This window comes from Cricetibacter osteomyelitidis, assembly GCF_004340985.1.
In the GTDB taxonomy this organism is placed as follows: domain Bacteria; phylum Pseudomonadota; class Gammaproteobacteria; order Enterobacterales; family Pasteurellaceae; genus Cricetibacter; species Cricetibacter osteomyelitidis.
In genome coordinates, this window is the sequence record NZ_SLYB01000001.1 from 180,252 (window position 1) to 201,820 (window position 21,569).

Genomic DNA, 21,569 nt, shown 5'->3' on the forward strand with positions numbered 1-21,569 from the left:
GTGCTGCCGAATAGCGATATGCACTATAAAAAATATCAATTGCAGGTTCACTATCTGGAACCGAATTACCGACCGTTTTATCTTAGTGGCGGACTGGCGAAGTTATTAAGTTATGAGGCGGTTATCGGACTGTTTTCGGATAAGAAAAAGTATAAAACATGGGAAGGGCAGTTTGCTAACGACCCACTCCTGGCAACGATAATGATGTTTGCCGGTCATCAAGTGCCGGCAGGCGGGATAGAAAAAGCCATGCTGCAGGCAAAAGACGAATTGATTAATGTTGCAGACATCAAACGGAACCGCAGCAGCAAAGCGTTGATTTACCGTTTCTTTAGTCAAACGCCTAAAATGCCTCCACAGATTTCACTATTTACCCAAGTCAAAGCGGCGTTATTAAATGCCAATTCGGGCTTAACTTTATTCTCAGGCTTAGTGGAATACGGCGTTTATACGGAAAGCCGCTATCGGGGCGATAAAATCGGCGCCAATGCGGCATTGTTACGTAGTTTTGGCGGGGTGAGTGTTGGCACGGCATACGGGGCGTTGGGTTTGTTTGCCCATAATGGCGTGCTGGCAAATTTAGCGGTCTTGGGGTTACAGGGGATGCTGTTGGTAGGTGCCATTGCCTTAGTGGCAGGTGTCGTCATGGGCTTTTTCAGCCAAAAAGAGATGGAGGCTTGGATTGAAAATGGATTTTGGGGAACGAGTACAAATTACTGGGGAGAGGCTGAAGAAGGGTATGAGTGGACTATCAAAAGAGAAAAATCATTTGAGGAGCAATGGAAGGATAGTAAACTAATTTATGAACAATTAGATAATGGTGAGCGTAAATTAGAAATAAACGCTGAAACGATCTTTGAAAAATACACCATTGAAATGCAACGTTATTTCCAATTTAAAGAACCAATCAAGTTATCTAAATATGAGTCGAACAGTATTTTAGTGGAACATTCTTCCTTGATGAATCCCGCTATGGCACAAACAATTCGAATTAGCACACTTATCGTCAATACCTATTGGCGCTGTGATAACCCGGTATTTAGCGTAGAATACCTTAAGGAAGGGCGTGCCGTGCTGCATTTTAGTTTTCCGCTAAACGTGCGTGTTAACACCTATGATGATGAAAATATCTCCGACAGTATTCCGGAAAATGAAGTAAAAGAAATGCGGATAGCAATATCGATGGCGGATTATCAGCACTCCGATAAACGTTTTTATTCCAAGTTACAAGTCATCAAGATAACCTAAGGAAAATTTATGAATAATACAAATACAGAGAGATATCGCAATTTACGCTTTTCCATTCGCAAATGCGGTGAAGATGAAATCGAAATTCGCCATGCCATTGCGGACGGCTATATTCGAGGTTTGATTCGGGTATTTTTTATCGGGTTATTTTGTGTCAGTACAACAATAAATGCCAATTATGCCCGTTATCCTTTCTACTTTGAAATTAAAACAATTAAAAATGATCTTATATGGAGTTTTAATCCAGATAAGATATTAAAACAAGCATATATGGAAGATTTAGAATTTATAACCAACCCTGAAATGATAAAAAAATATAATTTGACTGAAACACCTATATCTTATGATGAATTCAAAAAAAATTATCTACAAAAAAGAAAAATTGAACGCTTTCGAGCCTATTTCCATTTTATCTGGATCCCTTGTTTATTTATCTTACTTTGCCTGCCGCGAGCACGTGGTATTCGGGTAAACCGCAAAAAACGCATTATTTACGCACGGCTGATTGACGGCAAATACAGCGTTGCCTTTGTGCCGAAGAAGGGCGACCCGCTAGGCGGAGTGACTTATTCCTGCTGCGGAATATACCCTTTCGGTTGGGGCGAATATTTTTCCTTAAGCGTTGCGATTTATGATAAGTACAATAACCGGGACACACTGCACAATATCGGTGTCTACCCGAGTGTCAATCAAACCCAAACCCAAGAAATTGTCGATGCCGTTCGTGCCTATTTAACTGAGGAAGAGCCGGAATTTTTACAACATATCGGCAACCGCTACAAAGTCTGGGGCGGACGGTTGCGCATAGCCTGCTGTAACGCATTTGCCATTCCGATACCGTTTAGACGTAAAAAAGCCGAAAGGGAAATTGATGCCGCGATTAAACAATGGAACAGACAAACTATCGAAAAAAAACAAAACTACTTTAACGATATTAAACAGGCACAATCAATCATTAATCAAGAGCATGCAGAAAAAGGATTGGATAATCGCCCATGGTAAAAACTTGCCGAAAACCGACCGCACTTTTTCGATAAATTGTAGGAACGTACTACGTGCCGCTCCACCGAACCATAATATTTCTGCTTTGTGCGTGCATGTGCTACATAATCGCGTACTTTTCAGGCATTATAAGCAGCGGGAAAACAATTGATAAAAAACAATGTAGTGGAATAAAAATTTTCAAATTCTTACCGCACTTTTAGTGAAAAAGTGAACCGTAATGGGATAACGTTCTATTGGAAGAATAACCCTTTCAAGTATTTTAAATTAATACATTAAAACTTAAATTTGCGATTAAATGGGGTTGAGTTTTTATTACAGGAGCAGATATGGCATTTCTTTGGATCCAACTTGGACAATATCGAATTGAACCGCAAACCAATAATGACAATAATTTTGAAGCGGACGAAACCGAAAAGCCGGTTGCGGTGTTGGCTTTTGTTGAAAATAAAGCGGAATTTGATGATTTAATACATCACTCCGCTGCGACAAAATCGGCTTTTCGCCCCACATTATCAGCATTACCGGCGGAGGTTTTTATTCAACGGCACGGAATGACGTGGCTGGTTTATGAAACAAAAGGGGGGCAGCGAGGTGAAGTGCGGATTATTGAATTAGGCGGTTCAGTAAATAAAGCGCCGACAGAAATGGAAACCGATTACCTGCTTCGTCATCAAATCCACCCGGTTGAATTGCTTGACCGCCAATTCGGGCGACACCCGAAATTATTTGCCCCTGACGAAATTGCGAAATTACTTTTTCCGGATTTACCGATTCCTCCCGACGTGATGCAGCGTGGTTGGGAACAATGGCAACAACCGACTTTCCCGCCTCCTGTAACCGACCCGAAAACAACGGAAAAAGACACCGCACTTTTTGGTGAAAATTTACCGCCGTTAAAATGTTATTTTATCTTAGATGCCAATAAGCATCCGTTGCTTCATCCCGAAGAATTTGAATGCCGCTCCGAGAGTTTATTTAAAGGCAAATTTGGTGAAGAAACCAAAGGTGTCGCACCTTATTTAATCGAAGTCCATCCTTATCCCGATTATCGAATAGAAAGTGAACTGATGGGACTGTTCCATGATAAAAATGCCATGACCACATTAAACTGGCATGAAAATTTAGGTATTTTTATCCATTCCCGCCATGATTTTGATACCGTGTTCAATCATCTGCGTAAATTTCCCATATTGAAAGACGAAAGCGGCAAATGGTTTTTCTTCCGTTTTTATGACCCGAAAGTTTTGCGTAATTATCTCAATATCATCGCAAACAGCCCTGAAAAATTAAGCAAGTTTTTCGGTTATGACGAACGCATTATTCATGCCTTTGGTTCAGGTTATGATGACAGTTTTTATTATTATCAGCTCAACGCCTTGCCTGAAGATATATTGCCTGCACCGATTATGTTGACTAATTGGGAGATTGACGGGTTTAAAGAGCAAAAATGGTTAAGAACCAAAGAAGAATTGACAGGCTATATTATGCAAACGTATCCTTCTATTGTTTCAGAACATAGCCAATCACAATTTGAACGTTATCTCGATGAAGCAAGAAACAAAGGTTATAACGATAAAATTTCGGTTATGCAATATGCAGCCGCTAAACAAAGTGCGGTACAGCGGGGCATTAATTTTGATGAATTGGAAATGCAATTAGTCTCTCAAATTAGCGATATTACAAAAAGAACACAAGCCTTGTGGGATCGATTAGTTGAAGGAATAAAAGGATAGATAAATGAGTAATACAACAAAAACATCCGCGATAAATTCAAATAAAGTATATGCAGCCCCACAACGGGAATCCGTTGATGATCCTATTGCATACTGTCAAAAAGGATATCATCTTTATCCTGTGCGTTATGCATTCAATAAAACGGGATTGCATTCAATGAAAAATAACCGTTTTTTGCCGCATATTGATAAAGCAAATTACGAATTACGCCGTCTACGTGACGGATTTATTTATATATTTGCATTGGACGGCAGAGGGCAAGGCATTAAAGTGACGGCCAATTCGGAAAAAAGCGGCTGGTGTTGGTATGTGTACCGATATCGTTCACCTGAAATTGATGCCATTGATACGCATTTGGGCAGCCTTCCAACAAATTATAAATTTAAACAATACATTTGCCACGGTGAAAACATTTATAACGAATGGTCGTTAAGTGGTAGTGAAAAACCGTATATTGAAATAAATAATGAATTAGAAAGCATTTATATTGCCTACTCCGATTTTGAGTTACCATTAGAATTATTAGATAAGCTCGCGATTGATGAGGAGATCCGTTCTCATTGGATGCAATATTTAGAAATCAAATCGATGCGGGGTCATGTAACGGAATTAACGGCATCCAATCTGAAAAATTTAGTCACCGATTTTGCGCCAACTGAAAAATATCTCCAAGAAAATGAGAATTTCAACTATGAGATTTTTACACCAATTGTCAGTCCTGATATTGATATTTCAGTGCCTTGTGAACAAACTAAAGGTGCGATTGTCGCACTCTATGATCATATTGGCATGGCAAGAGATCTTGTGGCATTTAAACAAAACCTAATGGATGAGTATCAGGCTTTATTTCAGAAATACAGCTATTCAATTACCACGGCACAATTTATCGACGCGTATGCTAAACAAATATGCGCTAAGAAAAATGAGAAAGAATTAAAACTAATTCGCAGGCATGCAAATCCATATCATTCAGTATCCACCACATTAAAAGAGGTTTATCAGGATTTAAGTCATATTCTGGCTGAAGAGCACATCCAAGAAAATGCGGGCATAGACATTGTAAACCAACTTAAAGCCGACTTTGATTTGCCTAAAATAGACGGCATTAATTTAATCAATAAATTAGCGAATATTCCATTATTTCATAACGATATTTTGCATAATTTAACCTATGCACAAATTAATTTTATGAAACTTCCCACCAACGAACTTCGCTTAAAAAGTTTAGTTGAGTTAGCGAAAAGCACGAACAGTGCTGCCGTAGCTAATGCTTATTTTCTTTATGCACAAGCATTATATTGGGGAATGAATTCAACGCCACAAGGAAGAAAAGCACTCATTTACGCATTTAGTCAGCTAATTGATAATAATGAAACACCGTTCTTAAATGATGGCGATAAAACGGCAATGCAATCACTGGCAGAGAGCATTATGCCGCGGCTTTTAGAACTGCAAAAATTCGTTGATTGGCTTTCTCAAGGCATAGATCTCAGTGCATTAAATGTTTACGCTTATGATAAATTCATTACAACCATTGTAACTGAAGTGCAAGCGAGCCGAATTAGGGCGGGCAAAGGCGAGGTACTTACCATTCAAGAAACAGAAATCATCAAAAAAATTGAAACGATTTATCGAAAAAAAGGCATTACCAATGAAACCTTTAACATAAAAACCGCTTATACTTCTCAAGCCAATAAAATTGACTTGGGCAATGGCGTTCCTTATCAAGATCCAATCATTCATCGAACGAAAACCACAAAATTAGTCATTTATGATGAAAGTTATAACCTATTTCGCACATCAGCCGCAAGATTATCGGGGGCAGCACATTTTTTAAATCTGAGTGTGTTGTTAGGTTATTGGTCTAATCAAACATCAAGTACCTATGCAGGGCGAGTGGCGAATGATCCAACCTTAAATACGATTACCGCACTTTCTGAATATATTGTGCCAAGATCCGAAACACTGAAATCAACGCTACAACTTGATATCAGAACGATAAATGGTAAACCGCAATTAAGAGCGATTAATGCCAGAACGGGTAAAATGTTCAATAGCGCTTGGCTTGCTGCACGGGCGGGGTTATTAAATTTTGAAACGGCAATAACCGGGGTTTGGGTGTTAATTGAAGTGGGGCTGGCAGTTGAAGCAAAATATAAAGGGGATGATATTGATTTTTGGGGCGCGATTTCTCGCGGAAGTGGTGTGGCAATCGGTTCGCTTGGTAAGCCTGCAATAGGCACATCCGCAACTTATCTTGCAGCTGGCAAAACACCCGTGGCACGCATGGCAGCTCGTTTTTTACTAGCACATGGTTCAAAAATCCCTTATATCGGTTTGGCATTGGCCGTATTAGGGTTTACGTTATCTTTGTTGAAAAAAGAGGATATGGAACTATGGATTGAGAATGGGTTTTGGGGGAATAGTGATGAATATTGGGGGGAAGCTAAAGAAGGGTATGAGTGGACAAAGAATAGGCAAAAGATTTCAGAATTCCAAAAACAATTTGATAGTAGTTTTCTTACTGGATCAACAAAAAATGCTGCATTATCTTTTTTTGAATTAGAAATGCAACGCTTCTTCGCTTTTTCTGGTGTTTTTGATATTAGTGCAACAAATAAACACCAAATTGTGGTTAAACACCCGAATATTACAAGCAATACTAAACCAAGTGAAATTAAAATTGAAATGTTGCAACTTTATATTGAAAAACTGGGGGTTGTTCACCCTGAAACTCAGCATAGAACAGTAAATATCATAGAAGGTGAGGCCACCATTCAATTTCATGGTAAATGGCGTGCAATACGCTTTTCAGGCGGTATCCTATCTTTTATTTCACCAACGAAAGAAAGTATTGCCATGGATGATGAAGATATTTTTAGAATAGATATTAAAGTCGCAATACCACGTTATAACGGTACTGATAAATTTATATCATCAGAACTTACGCCATTAATATTTTAGGAAGATTAAATGAAATTAGAAAAAATTTATAAAAATTTAGGTTATTCATTTAAAAAGAATAGTGAGGATGAAATTGAAATTAGAACATCCTTTCCTGATGCGGTTTTTAGAGGGATATTCCGAGCGTTTGTTATTACAATCATATTATTTATTTGCCTTTATACGAATGGGCGGTATCAAAAACCATTTTTTTCACCGATAATTGATTTCTATTATTCCATGAAGAAAGACTTTGAATGGGGATATATGCCAGATAGGCAAGTTAAACCGATGTATGATGATTATTTGATGACCGTTACATCGCCAACTTATTCCTTTCCCAATGACCCTATAGAGTCTTATGAAGAGTACAAGGAAGGGTATAATAAAAGAATTTTTAAATATAAATTTATCTTTCTTTCATATTTCCTATGGATAATTCCATTATTATTTTTATTCTTCTTCCCAAGAAACCAAGGTGTAATTCTTAACCGAAAACATCGCGTTATTGTTGTTCGTAATATTTTTTTTGGTAATGATGTGTTTGATGTGCCTGAAAATGGTGATCCAATTGCTTATGTTCCCTATGATCGTTTTGCCATGTTTACGGTAAGTAAAAAATCGCCTTTATTTATTTTTGCCGGTGTGTTTATCGGTGTGTATCCGTCCCCTTCGCCGGAACATAGTATGCATATAATTAAAGCGGCTCGAGCTTATTTTAAGGAAGAAAATCCGGAATTTTTAAATTATATCGGTAAACGTTACCGCTTCCCTTGGACAAAGCCTTGCATTGCCTTTTGCAACCTCTTTACTTTATTTGATTTTGCACGTTTTAATAAAACCACCACAGAGCAGGTTATTGATGAATTTAAACAACAATGGGCAAAAACCCCCGAACTTAAAAAAGTATTACAACGTGAAGAAATTGAAATTTGGCAGGCTGAGCGAAATCAGTTAGCCGCAATGGAAGGGCTAAAAAATAATGTAAATGATGATTGGTATGAAATCGACACTTCAATAATTTACCAAAAAGAAGTTGAATAAAATTCTTGAAAAACCGACCGCACTTTTGAGGGAACAGTATAACAAACGGTGGGATTTATAGGAAATTTTGCCATTTTTTACAGACTCAGCGGGACTGATTGTAACCAAATACAGCTTTGCAGAGCCGGCGAATATCTGATTGAAGCAGAAAAGTGCGGTCGGTTTTTGCTTTGTTTGATGTTGTGAGCTGCATTTTAATCTGTTGGTTCATTTGTCCAACTTTTGGGGGGCAGATCATATTTTATTTAAAATTTTTTTAAAAAACACTTGCAAAGGCACACAATATTCGGTATTTTGAAACCACTTCAAAATTAACAGGAAAAACGATATGAATTTATACCGCACTTCTCACCATCATCACCATCCCTGATTGTCTTTCGGGCATTTGGTGTGTTCGGAAGATAAGACTTCCGAGCGAGTGAGTGCGATAGATAGCCAAAATAACAAACCTCTCGGAAGCAATTTCGAGAGGTTTTTTTATACAACAAATTTATAATTAAAAATAAGGAAGAACACAATGACAAATCGTTTAAGAATTGCTCTGCAAAAGAAAGGCCGTTTAAGTAAAGATTGTAGCGAATTGCTTAGCCAATGCGGAGTAAAAATCAACTGGAACGAACAACGTTTAATTGCTTATTCGGAAAATATGCCGATTGAAATTCTGCGTGTACGCGATGACGATATTCCGGGCTTGGTTTTTGAAGGCGTGGTAGATCTCGGCGTTATTGGTGAAAACGTATTGGAAGAGGAAGAACTTGGTCGTCTCGCTAGAGGTGAGCAGGTCGAATATAAAAAATTACGTACACTGGATTTCGGCGGTTGCCGTTTATCGTTAGCGATTGATCGTGATCGTACTTATAGCGGTGTGCAAGACTTTGTGAATTCACGTATTGCAACCAGTTATCCGAATCTACTCAAACGCTATATGAATGAAAAAGGCGTATCGTTCAAAAGCACCTTACTCAACGGTTCTGTAGAAGTTGCTCCTTCTGCCGGTTTAGCCGATGCGATTTGTGATTTAGTTTCATCGGGCGCAACGCTGGAAGCTAACGGTTTAAAAGAAGTGGAAGTCATTTATCGCTCCAAAGCCTGTTTGATTCAACGCCAAGAAGCACTTTGTGCCGAAAAACAAGCTCTTGTCGATAAACTGCTGACCCGCATTCAAGGCGTGCAACAAGCCGCTGAATCTAAATACATTATGCTTCATGCTCCGAAAGATCGTCTCGTCGACATCACGTCATTGTTGCCCGGTGTGGAAAATCCGACCATTCTCCCGTTGGCGAGCGACAGCAGCCGTGTAGCGATGCACGTCGTCAGCCAAGAAAATCTGTTTTGGGAAACGATGGAACAGCTGAAAGAGGCAGGCGCAAGTTCCATTCTCGTGTTACCGATTGAGAAGATGATGGAGTAAATCATTGGCAGGAGCATTCTGCCCATATTAAAAGTGCGGTCGTTTTTCCGTTCATTTTGTAAAAAATTAATGAAATCTGACCGCTTGTCAACAAGACTATCAACAGCCACAGACTAGGTGGCAGAGGAGAAGACGATGTCATTTAGCGAAACGCAAAGAAAGTCACTGCTTGCCCAAAAAGGTATCGGCGAAACCGTGATCAAACGCTTGCAAGAGATGGGATTTGATAGTGTCGAAAAACTCGCCGAAGCCAATGCTGATTTCATTTTACAACTCGGTGCGGACATTACGGGCTCCACTTGTTGGCGAAACAGTCCGCAGGCACGTAAAGCGATTGAAACCGCGATTACGTGGGCAAAAACACAATCGGAAAATAAGTAGTTCGGAGCAGCTGATGATGAAAATAGTCGCTTATTTCCTATCGATTTTAGGGATTATCGGGCTTGCGATTTATCTTATCGGGCTGGCATTGCCTGAAACCCTTATGGTGAGTCGGAAAACCGTTTATCAGGCAAATATCGAAACCGTCTATAACACGATAACCAATAATCAGGATTGGGCATATCGAACTTCGCTGGATAATTTGGAAATTTTATCCCAAAACGGCGGTGATGAAGTTTGGCGCGAAACCACAAACAATGTCCAAATTCTTTTTAAAACCAAAGAAAAACGCCCCTTTGAGTTTTATGCTTTTGAAATGTCGCACCGCTATTTTCAAGGGGAATGGTCGGCAACATTAACGCAGCTCGGCACAGAGCAAACCGTCTTTGAAGCAACCGAATCCATCAGATTTAACAATCCTTTTATGCGTGCGGTGGGCTATTTTTTTATGGATTTGGATAAAATGATGCAGATCTACGAAAACGAATTAAGAACGAAATTAGAAAAGGAATAAATGATGCAAACCCTAAATTGGAACACCTTGACTTCTGCCGAAAAACAAGCGGCATTGGCACGCCCTACGATTTCCGCGTCAAACGAGCTGAAAAGTGCGGTGGAAAATATCTTAGATTTGGTGAAAGGTGAGGGCGACAACGCGCTTTTTGCCCTCACCGCCCAATTCGATAAAACGGAATTGACCGGTCTTGCCGTCTCTCGTGAGCAGATAGTGGCGGCGTGCGAACGGGTTGCGCCCGAACTCAAAACCGCCATTCAAAATGCCAAAGCCAACATCACCGCCTTTCACGAGGCACAAAAGCCCCAAACGGTCGATATTGAAACCCAAGCTGGCGTGCGTTGCCAAGTGCTGAACCGTGCGATTAACGCGGTGGGTTTGTATATTCCCGGTGGTTCTGCGCCGTTATTTTCCACGGTGTTGATGCTCGCTGTGCCTGCCAAGATTGCAGGTTGCCGCAAAATTGTGCTTTGCACGCCACCGCCGATTGCCGATGAAATTCTCTACACCGCCCAACTTTGTGGCGTGGAAACCATTTACAGCATTGGGGGCGCACAGGCGATTGCAGCAATGGCGTTTGGCACGGAGACGGTCGCCAAAGTCGATAAAATTTTCGGGCCGGGCAATGCTTATGTGACCGAAGCTAAACGCCAAGTCAGTCAACGGTTTGACGGCGCAGCCATTGATATGCCTGCCGGGCCTTCGGAAGTGTTAGTGATTGCCGATGAATTTGCCGATCCCGATTTTGTGGCAAGCGATCTGCTTTCTCAAGCAGAACATGGTGCGGATAGTCAAGTGATTTTAGTTACCCCGAGCGAAACCTTAGCGAAACAGACCGCACTTTCTATTGAGCAACAACTGGCTACATTGCCACGTGCCGAAACTGCCCGTAAGGCTCTTAGCCACAGCCGCACTATTATTGCTGACGATTTGCAACAATGTGTTGAAATCAGTAACGGATATGCGCCTGAACACCTTATTGTGCAAGTGGAAAATGCTCGCAATTTGCTCCCGTTTTTAGATAACGCCGGCTCGATTTTTCTTGGTGCGTACTCCCCCGAAAGTATGGGCGACTACGCCAGCGGCACTAACCACGTGCTACCAACTTACGGTTACACCCGTACCACTTCTAGTTTAGGCTTGGCAGATTTCAGCAAACGAATGACCGTGCAAGAACTTACCCTACAAGGCTTCCGCAATCTCGCCGACACCGTAATGCAAATGGCGGCGGCGGAGCAATTAGAGGCTCATAAACAAGCGGTGGCGGTTAGATTAGCTAAAAGGGACTAAAATGAATTATCCATATAAGAAAGTCGCTAAATATTTTGGCTTATATGGAACTTTGATTTCTTCACTGCCGTTATTGGTTGGAATAATTGTTTTTCTTCTTCAAGATCCTTTTTATACGGCAATTATTCCAACTGAAAACGGTTTTACAGATAAACAGTTTCCAAAAGAGTTAAATGGCTATTCGTGGTTTCTTTCATTGATTGGTGAACTAGGGTTTATTAGCGTTATGCTATATTGTTTTATATTTAAGGCAAAAAAAGAAAATAGTAAGATTTTATTATTTTTACCTTTGATAAGTAATAGTGCAGTTTATTTTATTGCCGCATCAATAGAGCAATATATTTATAATAAACCTATGGAACTAGGTATTTTAAATGTCTATATGCTTTTGCTGTTTCATTTTGCCATACCCATTGGCATTTATTCGCTAGTAATTCGAGCGTTTATAAAAAGAGCCTTACCGTAATTGATAGAGAATAATAAAGTTAAGGAAGATACTATGCAAAACCCTATTCAAATTTACCAAACACAAGATGGACAAACCCAAGTCGAAGTGCGGTTTGAAAACGAAACTGTTTGGCTTTCACAGGCTCAAATGGCTACTTTATTTGGAAAAGATGTTCGTACAATTAATGAACATATAAAAAATGTTTTTGATGAGGGAGAATTGGAACAACATTCAACTATCCGGAATTTCCGGATAGTTCGACAAGAAGGTAAAAGGCAGGTTAATCGTGAAATTGAACACTATGATTTAGATATGATTATTTCTGTCGGTTATCGTGTTAAATCTCAACAAGGCGTTGCTTTTCGTCGTTGGGCAACCGCTCGTTTGAAAGAATTTTTGATTAAAGGTTATAGCTTGAATCAGAAACGCCTACAACAAAACGCGGTAGAGTTGGAACAGGCGCTTGCGTTAATTCAGAAAACGGCTCAATCATCGGAATTAACGTTAGCGAGTGGTCGAGGGTTGGTGGATATTGTCAGCCGTTATGCTCAAACGTTTTTATGGTTGCAACAGTATGACGAAGGGTTGCTGAGCGAGCCGCCAACACAACAGGGCGGCGCATTGCCAACAGTACAGGAAGCCCGAACAACGTTACGGAATTTCAAGCAGCAATTAATCAAACGCGGTGAGGCTTCCGAGCTCTTTGGGCTTGAACGGCAAGAAGGGTTGGCAGCGATTCTTGGCAATTTGGAACAAACGGTATTTGGCGAACCTGCTTACCCTAGCATTGAAGCCAAAGCTGCTCATTTGCTTTATTTTATCGTCAAAAATCACCCATTTTCAGATGGCAATAAACGCAGTGGGGCATTTTTGTTTGTTGATTTTCTGCATCGCAACGGGCGACTATTTAATGAGGATAACCAACCTGTGATAAATGATACCGGCTTGGCGGCTTTGACACTCTTGGTTGCCGAATCCGATCCTAAGTAAAAAGAGACGCTTATCCGATTAGTTATGCATATGTTAAAAAAAGCATAAGTGCGGTTAGAAAAATATTCAAAAGTTAAGGGAACATCATGCGAAAACCCATTTATATTTTAGTGGCGATTTTATTACTGGTGCTGTTAGCGAGACCTATAATTCAAGAATTTCTCGCCAAAGACATTTGTTTGGATTTAGGGGGCAGTTATAACGCTCAAACTCAAACTTGTGAGGGGGCAAGATCCCCGAATTAATAAGGAAACATTATGCAAATTTCACAACTCTCAAGAAAAAACATCCAAGCCCTTACCCCTTATCAATCCGCTCGTAAATTGGGCGGCAACGGCGATGTGTGGCTGAATGCGAATGAATACCCGACTTCGCCGGATTTTAATTTAACCAATCGTACCTTTAACCGCTATCCCGAACCGCAGCCGCAGGCGGTGATTGAGGGTTATGCCCGTTATGCCAATGTTCAGCCCGAAAATGTCTTAGTCAGTCGGGGCGGCGATGAAAGTATCGAGTTGATTATCCGTGCTTTCTGCGAGTCAACCGACAGCGTGCTTTACTGCCCGCCGACCTATGGAATGTATGCAGTCAGTAGCGAAACCTGCGGCATTGCGACCAAAACCGTACCGTTAACCACCGATTTTCAGCTTAACCTGCCTGCGATTCGGGAAAATTTGGATGGTGTGAAAGTAGTGTTTGTCTGCAGCCCGAACAACCCGACGGGCAATCTGATCAAGCGGTCGGATTTGCTAGAATTATTGCAACTCACTGCGGGACGTGCCATTGTGGTGGTCGATGAAGCCTATATCGAATTTTGCCCCGAAGCGACAATGGTGCCCGAGCTTGCCAACTTCCCGCATTTGGCGATTATCCGCACGCTCTCCAAAGCCTTTGCCCTTGCAGGTCTTCGCTGTGGTTTTACCCTTGCCAACCCTGAACTGATCGGCATTTTGCAGAAAGTGATCGCCCCTTATCCGCTGCCTGTGCCGGTATCTGACATCGCTGCCCAAGCTTTACAGCCTGTAGGGATTACGGCAATGCAAGCCCGTGTGGCAGAAGTGTTGGCAAACCGTACTGATTTGCAAAAAAATCTGGAAAACCTACCGCTTACTGAGCAGGTTTACCCGAGTGAAGCTAATTATCTGTTGGTGAAGTTTAAAGACGGACAGAAAGTCTTTCAAAGATTGTGGGAGCAGGGGGTTATTTTGCGTAATCAGCACACCGCTCTTGGTTTGACGGATTGTGTGCGGATCACGATTGGCACATTTGAAGAAAATCAACGAGTTATACAAGCAATCAATGTGCAGAGTTAGATGAAAAGAGATTAATCACTAATACACCGCCCAAAATCATCGCCATTCCGATAAAGCCTGCAAAATCGGGCTTTTGACCAAATAAAAAGAATGCGACAACGGCGGTGAGTACGATACCTGAACCGGACCAAATCGCATAAACTAAGCCGATCGGTAAACTTTTAAATACAATTGACACCAAGTAAAGTGCCAAACCAAAAGTGACAACAGCAACAACCGTTGGCAATGGGCGAGAAAATCCCTCGCTTAATTTTAAAGCGTTTGTGCCAACCACTTCGGCGGTGATTGAAATAAATAATAAAATCCAAGCATTCATAAAAATGTCCTCGTAAAAGTAAAAGAGTGGGCATTATAGTGAAAACTCATTTTTTGGGTAGTCTTGTATTTTTAAAATTTATGTGAGCAGCTTTAATAAAATTTAACCACATAAGGAATAAAAAAATGACACAACAACCAACCTTATTTATCGACCGAGATGGCACGTTAATTGACGAGCCGAAAACCGATTTTCAAATTGACAGTTTAGAAAAGCTCAAATTTGAGCCGAATGTGATTCCCGCCTTGTTAAAATTAAAAGATCATTATCGTTTTGTGATGGTCAGCAATCAGGACGGACTTGGCACACCCTCTTTTCCGCAAGCGGATTTTGACAAACCGCACAATGCGATGATGACGTTGTTCAATTCGCAAGGGATCTATTTTGATGACGTCCTTATTTGCCCCCACAAACCTGAAGATCATTGCGACTGCCGTAAACCGAAAACGACATTGCTGAAAAAATATATCGACAAAAACCTGTTCGATCCTAACCGCTCTTTTGTGATCGGCGACCGTGCCACCGATGTGGAATTGGCGAATAATCTCGGTATTCAAGCGTTGCAATATCACCCCGAAAAGCTCAACTGGGATCTGATTGTTGAAAAAATCCTGCCAAAACCGAACGCACTTTGTGAGCGTGAACCACGCTATGCGGAAGTTGAACGTAAAACCAAAGAAACCGACATTAAGGTGCAAGTTTGGCTGGATGAAACCGGTGTGAACCAAATCAGCACGGGCGTGGGCTTTTTCGACCATATGCTCGACCAAATCGCCACCCACGGCGGGTTTAGAATGAATGTGTCGTGCAAAGGCGACCTATGGATTGACGAACATCACACGGTAGAAGACACCGCTCTGGCACTTGGCACCGCATTAAAACAAGCGTTGGGTGACAAACGCGGCATCGCCCGCTTCGGCTTCGTGCTGCCAATGGACGAATGCAAAGCCGAATGCACGATGGACTTATCGGGACGCCCCTACTTCAAATTCAAAGCCAAATTTAAACGGGACAAAGTCGGCGATTTCAGCTGTGAGATGACCGAGCATTTCTTCCAATCCCTCGCCTACACCCTAATGGCAACCCTGCACCTGAAAACCAAAGGCGACAACGACCACCACAAAATCGAAAGTTTGTTTAAAGTGTTTGGGCGGACATTGCGGCAGGCGATTAAGATTGAAGGGACAGCGTTGCCGAGTAGTAAGGGGGTGTTGTAATTTACGCTTGTATTGCCGCAAAGTGATAACATTATGTGTAACCTGGCACGGTTTAGCGTGCTGGGTAAAAAGTGCGGTGGGATTTTATAAGAATTTCAGATAAAAATTTAATATTCGTTAAAACGTAATAAAACCGGATAGAAATTATAAATGCTAAATAAAATAGATAATAAATTAATTTATCACCCGTTAAACCCAAATTTAAAAGGGGCTCATCGATTCTGCATAGAGTTCTTATTCTTTGGTTTAAAAGAAATGAGGGCCTGTTTATTTGCCGGATTATTTTTTATTGCGATGTTTATTATTCCCCGAAGCGGGCTATTCGGTATTCCACGTTATGATGTATTACTCATTATTGCCCTTATTGCACAGGCATTGATGTTTTGGACAAAACTCGAAACGTTGGATGAAATCAAAGCAATCACATTATTTCATTTAATCGGCTTTATATTAGAATATTTTAAAACATCAAGTCATATTCAATCTTGGGCATATCCGGATTTTGCTTACACTAAAATCGATGGCGTACCATTATTTACCGGATTTATGTATGCTGCCGTAGGCAGTTATATTATTCAGGCGTGGCGCTTATTTAATTTACAAATAAAAAGTCACCCTCCTTATTGGTTATCCGCTTTAACCGCTATGTTAATTTATCTCAATTTTTTTACACATCATTATATTGGGGATTATCGCTGGTATCTTGCTGCTTTTGCTATGGGGTTATACGCCCGAACCCAAGTTTATTTTACCCCTTATGATCGCAAGTTAAAAATGCCATTATTACTGGCATTTGCATTAATTGGTTTTTTTATCTGGGTTGCTGAAAATCTAGGAACCTTCATTGGTATTTGGCAATATCCACATCAAATGGGCGCTTGGGCTACGGTACATTTAGGTAAGTGGGGGGCTTGGTCATTATTAATTGTTATGACATTCACCCTTGTTGCAAACCTAAAACATATTAAACAAACAATTAAAATATCAAGAGATTAAAAAGTTTAAAATTTAAAAAAATCAATGAGATATAACAATTACATTAATATAAATAAAGTAAAAATTTAATCTTATTTTATAAAAGACAAATTCTTATAAGGACTTAATATGTCAAACATCACCATCATCAACACAGGCTGTGCAAACCTGTCATCAGTAAAATTTGCATTCGACCGCTTCGGCTTCGCGCTGCCAATGGATGAATGCAAAGCCGAATGTACAATGGACTTATCGGGCCGCCCCTACTTCAAATTCAAAGCCAAATTCAAACGGGACAAAGTCGGCGATTTCAGCACTGAAATGACCGAACATTTCTTCCAATCCCTCGCCTACACTCTAATGGCAACCCTGCACCTGAAAACCAAAGGCGACAACGACCACCACAAAATCGAAAGTTTGTTTAAAGTGTTTGGGCGGACATTGCGGCAGGCGATTAAGGTTGAAGGGAATGCGTTGCCGAGTAGCAAAGGGGTATTGTAAAAATACATAATAGACTAAGGATAAATTAAAAATATGAAAAAAGTGTACTTTGATTATCAATTTATAATTGATAGTTTTGATGAGAGAAAATATGGATTCAATTTGGAAAGTGTAAATAAGCAACAATATCAAATTGTATATTCCCCAGCCCATATTGAGGAGATCGCAAGAGGGGGAAGGAGTAATAAATTAGATATTAATGACTATTTAAGCCGATTAAGTAAATTAACAGGTGATACAGAAATTATATTTGGTGACTCTGAAACATATAATGTTATTGAATTTATTTCAGATAGAAGGGATAGTGCATTTTTTGCACGTGAAAATCCGTCTCTATGTTATAAGAGAGTAGTTAAATATATACACAAGAATGATTTATCTGAGGAAGGACAAACGCAAGTTTTTAAGCGAGCATCTAAAGTATATGAGAATTTAAAAGGGAAAAAACTCGAGAAGAAAAAAATAGCGATTCATACATTGGATATGAAAAGTAAGTTAAGAGAATATGATGTTTATCAAATTTTAATAAATAAGATTGTTGATACTTACTTAACTGGTCTAGCTATAAATATGATGCTTTGTGATGATATAAATGTAAATATATTACCTAATTCCTATTTTCAAGAAATACTAGCTAACTGGCTGAGAATATTAAGTTTTTTACGTGTTAATATTTATGAGTATATATGTAATTTGATGAGAGAAGAGAATATTTATCCTTATATAAGAAACAATCACCACTTAATTGAGAATATAATTGACAATACCATGAAAGTTTTATTAGAGATTGGCTTTTATTCTGAAAGTAAAAATAAAGTTGTTTCTAATCTCCATGATACGACACATTGCATCTACGCTAGTTATTGTGATTATTTCATTACTAGAGATAAGAGACTATATGAAAAAATTAAGGTTATTTATGAGTTTTTGTCAATTCCGACAGAAATAATTTATGCTGATCCTAAAACTGATAATTTGCAATTTTTAAAATAATATACGCTAGAAAATTAACCAATAATTTTATCCAGGAATCAAAGAACAATATTTTTCGTTTAGAACTACTTAAGAATAACAAAGGAAATAATATGTCAAACATCACCATCATCAACACAGGCTGTGCAAACCTGTCATCGGTAAAATTTGCATTCGACCGTCTGAATATTCAGGCAGAAATTAGTCGTGATTTAGACAAAATCAAATCGGCGGATAAATTGCTGCTTCCCGGTGTCGGCACGGCAGCGGCAGCAATGCAGATTCTGCAGGATCGCCGGTTGATTGACACAATCCGCAATGCCACCCAACCGATGCTCGGCATTTGTTTAGGAATGCAGTTAATGACCGCATTTTCGACGGAGGGCAATGTGGAGACGCTCAATGTTATTCCGGCACGCACTGAGCACTTACAGGCTCAAGGGCTGCCACTGCCGCATATGGGCTGGAATAACGTGCATTATCAACCAAATCACCCGTTATTTGACGGCATTGAACAAGGCAGCCATTTTTATTTTGTGCATAGCTATGCGGTTAGACCGAATGAATGCACCATCGCCACCTGCGATTATGGCTCGCCGTTTTCCGCCGCCATTGCCCGTGATAACTTCTACGGCGTGCAGTTTCACCCCGAACGCTCCGGCAAAAATGGGGCAAAGTTACTGCGGAATTTTGTGGAGAATGTTTGATTTTCTGCGAACAAGTGGTTGGATTTTGCTAATTTTTTGCAAAATTGCGATCCGGATCGTAAAACACCAATTTTCGCCTTGCTTAAGATAAAATACTGAATATAATCACAGTGTTTTTGACAACAAGGAATGACAGATGAACGAGATTAAACTCTTTGAAAACAGCCAAATCCGCTCAGTGTGGGATGCAGAAAAAGAAGAATGGTTTTTTAGTGTGGTGGATATTGTGGGTGCATTAACAAGTCAGCCTGATTACCGCTCTGCTAGTAATTATTGGAAAGTATTAAAAAATCGTTTAAAGGCAGAAGGAAATGAACTGGTTACAATTTGTAACCAGTTGAAAATGAGAGCTGTCGATGGAAAAATGCGATTAACCGATGTTGCTGATTTACAAGGCATTTTCCGTATTATTCAGTCTATTCCTTCTCCAAAAGCCGAACCGTTTAAAATGTGGCTGGCGGAAGTGGGTAAGGAACGCGTGGACGAAATTGTTGATCCGGAATTAACCATTGATCGGGCATTGGAAACCTATTTGAAAAAAGGTTATTCTCGTGAGTGGATCAACCAGCGGTTACAAGCCATTCAGGTACGAAAAGAGCTGACGGATGCCTGGCAGGATCACGGTGTGGAACAAGGGCGTGAATTTGCTATTTTAACCAATGAGATTACCCAAGCGTGGAGCGGAATGACTACACGTGAATATAAGGATTTCAAAGGGTTAAAAAAAGAAAATCTACGGGATAATATGTCCACCACCGAGTTGGTACTGAATATGTTGGCGGAAGCTGCGACGAAAGATATTACCCATATTACGTACCCACAGGGGCTGGAGGAAAATCGAGCGGTGGCACAACGGGGCGGCAATGTAGCAAAAGTCGCCAGAGAGAGTTTGGAAAAAGAGACAGGCAAACCGGTGATTACCCGGCAAAAAGCGATAGATTTTGCCGCTTTAATTAGTAACGTGGCGAAATTAAAAAAAGAATAACAAATATTCTTCAATATTATAAAAATAAGGACAAACACAATGAAAAAATCGATCATTATTCCCGCCCTTGACCTGATTGACGGCAAGGTGGTGCGGTTGCACCAAGGGGATTATGCCAAGCAAACCACTTACAATGACGATCCGATTTCTCAATTTGCCGATTACCTTCGGCAAGGGGCGCAGCAGTTGCACTTGGTGGATTTAACCGGTGCGAAAGACCCAACCCAACGCCAAACGGCGTTAATCGGGCGGATTATTGAAGCGACCCAAAGTCAGATCCAAGTCGGTGGCGGTATTCGTTCGGAACAGGATGTCGCCGATTTATTGGCGGCCGGGGCAAATCGGGTGGTGATTGGTTCAACCGCCGTTACAGACCCAACATTAGTGCAAGGCTGGTTTGAAAAATACGGTGCGGAAAAATTTGTGCTGGCGTTGGATGTTCGCATTGAACAGGGGCAGAAACGGGTGGCGATTAAAGGCTGGCAGGAAACCAGCCCGACAACGTTGGAAAACGTTATCGAAAACTACCGCACTTTTGGCTTGCAGCACGTCCTTTGCACCGATATTTCCCGAGACGGCACCCTTGCCGGCTCAAATGTCGCATTATATCGGGAAATTTGTGCCGCCTTCCCCGATATTCAATTTCAATCGTCCGGCGGAATCGGATCGCTTGCCGATATTGAGGCGTTAAAAGGCACTGGCGTGGCAGGCGTGATTGTTGGTCGGGCGTTGTTGGAAGGCAAATTTAATCTCACGGAGGCGATACAATGTTGGCAAAACGGATAATTCCTTGTTTGGATGTGAAAGACGGACAAGTGGTCAAAGGGGTGCAATTCCGCAATCACGAAATTATCGGTGACATCGTCCCCCTTGCTGAACGTTACGCACAGGAAGGGGCGGACGAGCTGGTATTTTACGACATCACCGCATCATCAGACGGTCGTACGGTGGATAAAAGCTGGGTGGAGCGGGTGGCAAAAGTGATCGATATTCCCTTTTGCGTGGCGGGCGGCATTAAAACCCTTGCCGATGCAGAACAATTGTTCGCTTTCGGGGCGGATAAAATCTCAATAAATTCCCCCGCACTTGCCGACCCGAATTTGATCACTCAACTGGCGGATCGCTTTGGCGTGCAAGCGGTGGTGGTTGGCATTGATAGCTGGTTCGAGCAGGAAACCGGTAAATACTGGGTAAACCAGTACACCGGCGATGAACGCCGCACCCGCCAGACAAATTGGCAACTGCTGGATTGGGTGCAGGAAGTGCAGCAACGGGGGGCCGGCGAAATCGTGCTGAATATGATGAACCAAGACGGTGTTCGCAACGGCTACGATCTGGCACAACTGAAAAAAGTGCGGTCGGTTTGTAACGTGCCGCTGATTGCGTCCGGCGGTGCCGGCGAAATGGTACATTTCCGAGATGCTTTTGTTGAAGCGAACGTGGACGGTGCATTGGCGGCGAGTGTTTTTCATAAGCGGATTATTGATATTGGCGAGCTGAAACAGTATTTGGCTGCCGCAGATATTGCAGTAAGGGTATAGCAAGCGGTCTGATTTTTTAGACAATTTGCAATAA

22 protein-coding genes, 1 pseudogene and 1 other annotated feature are annotated in these 21,569 nt (G+C 41.0%); of the genes and pseudogenes, 21 read left to right on the plus strand and 2 right to left on the minus strand.

Annotated elements, in window-relative coordinates; all coding sequences use genetic code 11:
* Positions 1–18: 18 nt before the first annotated feature.
* From EDC44_RS00750 to EDC44_RS00770, 5 genes are all read left to right on the plus strand, one after another.
* Complete coding sequence (locus EDC44_RS00750) at positions 19–1,248, plus strand: hypothetical protein (protein WP_131974377.1); 1,230 nt, start codon at positions 19–21, stop codon at positions 1,246–1,248.
* 9 nt (positions 1,249–1,257) lie between these two features.
* Positions 1,258–2,250 (plus strand): hypothetical protein, encoded by a 993-nt coding sequence (locus tag EDC44_RS00755; RefSeq protein WP_131974379.1) that lies wholly within the window; start codon positions 1,258–1,260, stop codon positions 2,248–2,250.
* A 329-nt stretch (positions 2,251–2,579) separates the two neighbouring features.
* Entirely contained in the window at positions 2,580–3,986 is a 1,407-nt protein-coding gene (locus EDC44_RS00760; RefSeq protein WP_131974381.1) for a DUF4123 domain-containing protein, read from the plus strand.
* A 4-nt stretch (positions 3,987–3,990) separates the two neighbouring features.
* Positions 3,991–6,951: a toxin VasX gene (locus EDC44_RS00765; protein ID WP_131974383.1), complete on the plus strand. Its 2,961-nt coding sequence runs from the start codon at positions 3,991–3,993 to the stop codon at positions 6,949–6,951.
* 9 nt (positions 6,952–6,960) lie between these two features.
* Positions 6,961–7,974 (plus strand): hypothetical protein, encoded by a 1,014-nt coding sequence (locus EDC44_RS00770; protein WP_131974385.1) that lies wholly within the window; start codon positions 6,961–6,963, stop codon positions 7,972–7,974.
* A gap of 85 nt (positions 7,975–8,059) precedes the next feature.
* Here EDC44_RS00770 and EDC44_RS13315 read toward each other — a convergent pair whose 3' ends face one another.
* A complete protein-coding gene (locus tag EDC44_RS13315) occupies positions 8,060–8,185 on the minus strand; it encodes a hypothetical protein (RefSeq protein WP_279388358.1) in 126 nt (41 codons plus the stop codon).
* A gap of 140 nt (positions 8,186–8,325) precedes the next feature.
* Positions 8,326–8,455: a sequence feature (His leader region), on the plus strand.
* 36 nt (positions 8,456–8,491) lie between these two features.
* Between EDC44_RS13315 and hisG the strand changes: the two genes are divergently transcribed.
* The 8 genes from hisG (at position 8,492) to hisC (ending at position 14,321) form a co-directional block, all read left to right on the plus strand.
* Positions 8,492–9,385 carry an ATP phosphoribosyltransferase gene (gene hisG, locus EDC44_RS00775; RefSeq protein WP_131974387.1) on the plus strand — a complete coding sequence of 298 codons (894 nt, stop codon included), beginning with the start codon at positions 8,492–8,494 and terminating at the stop codon, positions 9,383–9,385.
* 135 nt (positions 9,386–9,520) lie between these two features.
* Positions 9,521–9,766: a recombinase RecA gene (locus EDC44_RS00780; RefSeq protein WP_131974389.1), complete on the plus strand. Its 246-nt coding sequence runs from the start codon at positions 9,521–9,523 to the stop codon at positions 9,764–9,766.
* 13 nt (positions 9,767–9,779) lie between these two features.
* Positions 9,780–10,280: an SRPBCC family protein gene (locus EDC44_RS00785; protein ID WP_243647866.1), complete on the plus strand. Its 501-nt coding sequence runs from the start codon at positions 9,780–9,782 to the stop codon at positions 10,278–10,280.
* Between the two features lie 3 nt (positions 10,281–10,283).
* Positions 10,284–11,570: a histidinol dehydrogenase gene (hisD, locus tag EDC44_RS00790; protein ID WP_131974391.1), complete on the plus strand. Its 1,287-nt coding sequence runs from the start codon at positions 10,284–10,286 to the stop codon at positions 11,568–11,570.
* 1 nt (position 11,571) lies between these two features.
* The gene (locus EDC44_RS00795) at positions 11,572–12,036 is read left to right on the plus strand and encodes a hypothetical protein (protein ID WP_131974393.1); all 465 of its coding nucleotides are present in this window, start codon (positions 11,572–11,574) and stop codon (positions 12,034–12,036) included.
* Positions 12,037–12,069: 33 nt separating this feature from the next.
* Entirely contained in the window at positions 12,070–13,008 is a 939-nt protein-coding gene (locus tag EDC44_RS00800) for a virulence RhuM family protein/type II toxin-antitoxin system death-on-curing family toxin (RefSeq protein WP_131974395.1), read from the plus strand.
* Positions 13,009–13,094: 86 nt separating this feature from the next.
* A complete protein-coding gene (locus tag EDC44_RS12920; RefSeq protein ID WP_165870206.1) occupies positions 13,095–13,253 on the plus strand; it encodes a hypothetical protein in 159 nt (52 codons plus the stop codon).
* Between the two features lie 12 nt (positions 13,254–13,265).
* Positions 13,266–14,321 carry a histidinol-phosphate transaminase gene (gene hisC, locus EDC44_RS00805; RefSeq protein WP_131974397.1) on the plus strand — a complete coding sequence of 352 codons (1,056 nt, stop codon included), beginning with the start codon at positions 13,266–13,268 and terminating at the stop codon, positions 14,319–14,321.
* On the opposite strand, the gene EDC44_RS00810 is transcribed toward hisC, so the two are convergent.
* The gene (locus EDC44_RS00810; RefSeq protein WP_131974399.1) at positions 14,305–14,637 is read right to left on the minus strand and encodes a DMT family transporter; all 333 of its coding nucleotides are present in this window, start codon (positions 14,635–14,637) and stop codon (positions 14,305–14,307) included. The genes hisC and EDC44_RS00810 overlap by 17 nt on opposite strands.
* A gap of 125 nt (positions 14,638–14,762) precedes the next feature.
* Between EDC44_RS00810 and hisB the strand changes: the two genes are divergently transcribed.
* The 8 genes and pseudogenes from hisB to hisF all read left to right on the plus strand — a co-directional run bounded on the left by hisB (position 14,763) and on the right by hisF (position 21,535).
* Positions 14,763–15,854, plus strand: a complete 1,092-nt coding sequence (gene hisB / locus EDC44_RS00815) for a bifunctional histidinol-phosphatase/imidazoleglycerol-phosphate dehydratase HisB (RefSeq protein ID WP_131974401.1) — start codon at positions 14,763–14,765, stop codon at positions 15,852–15,854.
* A gap of 150 nt (positions 15,855–16,004) precedes the next feature.
* Entirely contained in the window at positions 16,005–16,850 is an 846-nt protein-coding gene (locus tag EDC44_RS00820; RefSeq protein WP_131974402.1) for a DUF817 domain-containing protein, read from the plus strand.
* A 159-nt stretch (positions 16,851–17,009) separates the two neighbouring features.
* Positions 17,010–17,330: pseudogene (locus EDC44_RS00825) on the plus strand (bifunctional histidinol-phosphatase/imidazoleglycerol-phosphate dehydratase); the annotation flags it as partial.
* A gap of 33 nt (positions 17,331–17,363) precedes the next feature.
* Positions 17,364–18,323 carry a hypothetical protein gene (locus tag EDC44_RS00830; RefSeq protein WP_131974403.1) on the plus strand — a complete coding sequence of 320 codons (960 nt, stop codon included), beginning with the start codon at positions 17,364–17,366 and terminating at the stop codon, positions 18,321–18,323.
* A 92-nt stretch (positions 18,324–18,415) separates the two neighbouring features.
* On the plus strand, positions 18,416–19,009 hold the full coding sequence (gene hisH, locus EDC44_RS00835) for an imidazole glycerol phosphate synthase subunit HisH (RefSeq protein WP_131974405.1): 594 nt from the start codon (positions 18,416–18,418) through the stop codon (positions 19,007–19,009).
* A 136-nt stretch (positions 19,010–19,145) separates the two neighbouring features.
* Positions 19,146–19,994, plus strand: coding sequence for a BRO family protein (locus tag EDC44_RS00840; protein WP_131974407.1), 849 nt, complete (start codon positions 19,146–19,148; stop codon positions 19,992–19,994).
* Between the two features lie 39 nt (positions 19,995–20,033).
* Entirely contained in the window at positions 20,034–20,780 is a 747-nt protein-coding gene (gene hisA / locus EDC44_RS00845; protein ID WP_131974409.1) for a 1-(5-phosphoribosyl)-5-[(5-phosphoribosylamino)methylideneamino]imidazole-4-carboxamide isomerase, read from the plus strand.
* Positions 20,762–21,535 (plus strand): imidazole glycerol phosphate synthase subunit HisF, encoded by a 774-nt coding sequence (hisF, locus tag EDC44_RS00850; RefSeq protein WP_131974411.1) that lies wholly within the window; start codon positions 20,762–20,764, stop codon positions 21,533–21,535. Before hisA ends, hisF begins: the two co-directional genes overlap by 19 nt.
* The last annotated feature ends 34 nt before the right edge of the window (positions 21,536–21,569 follow it).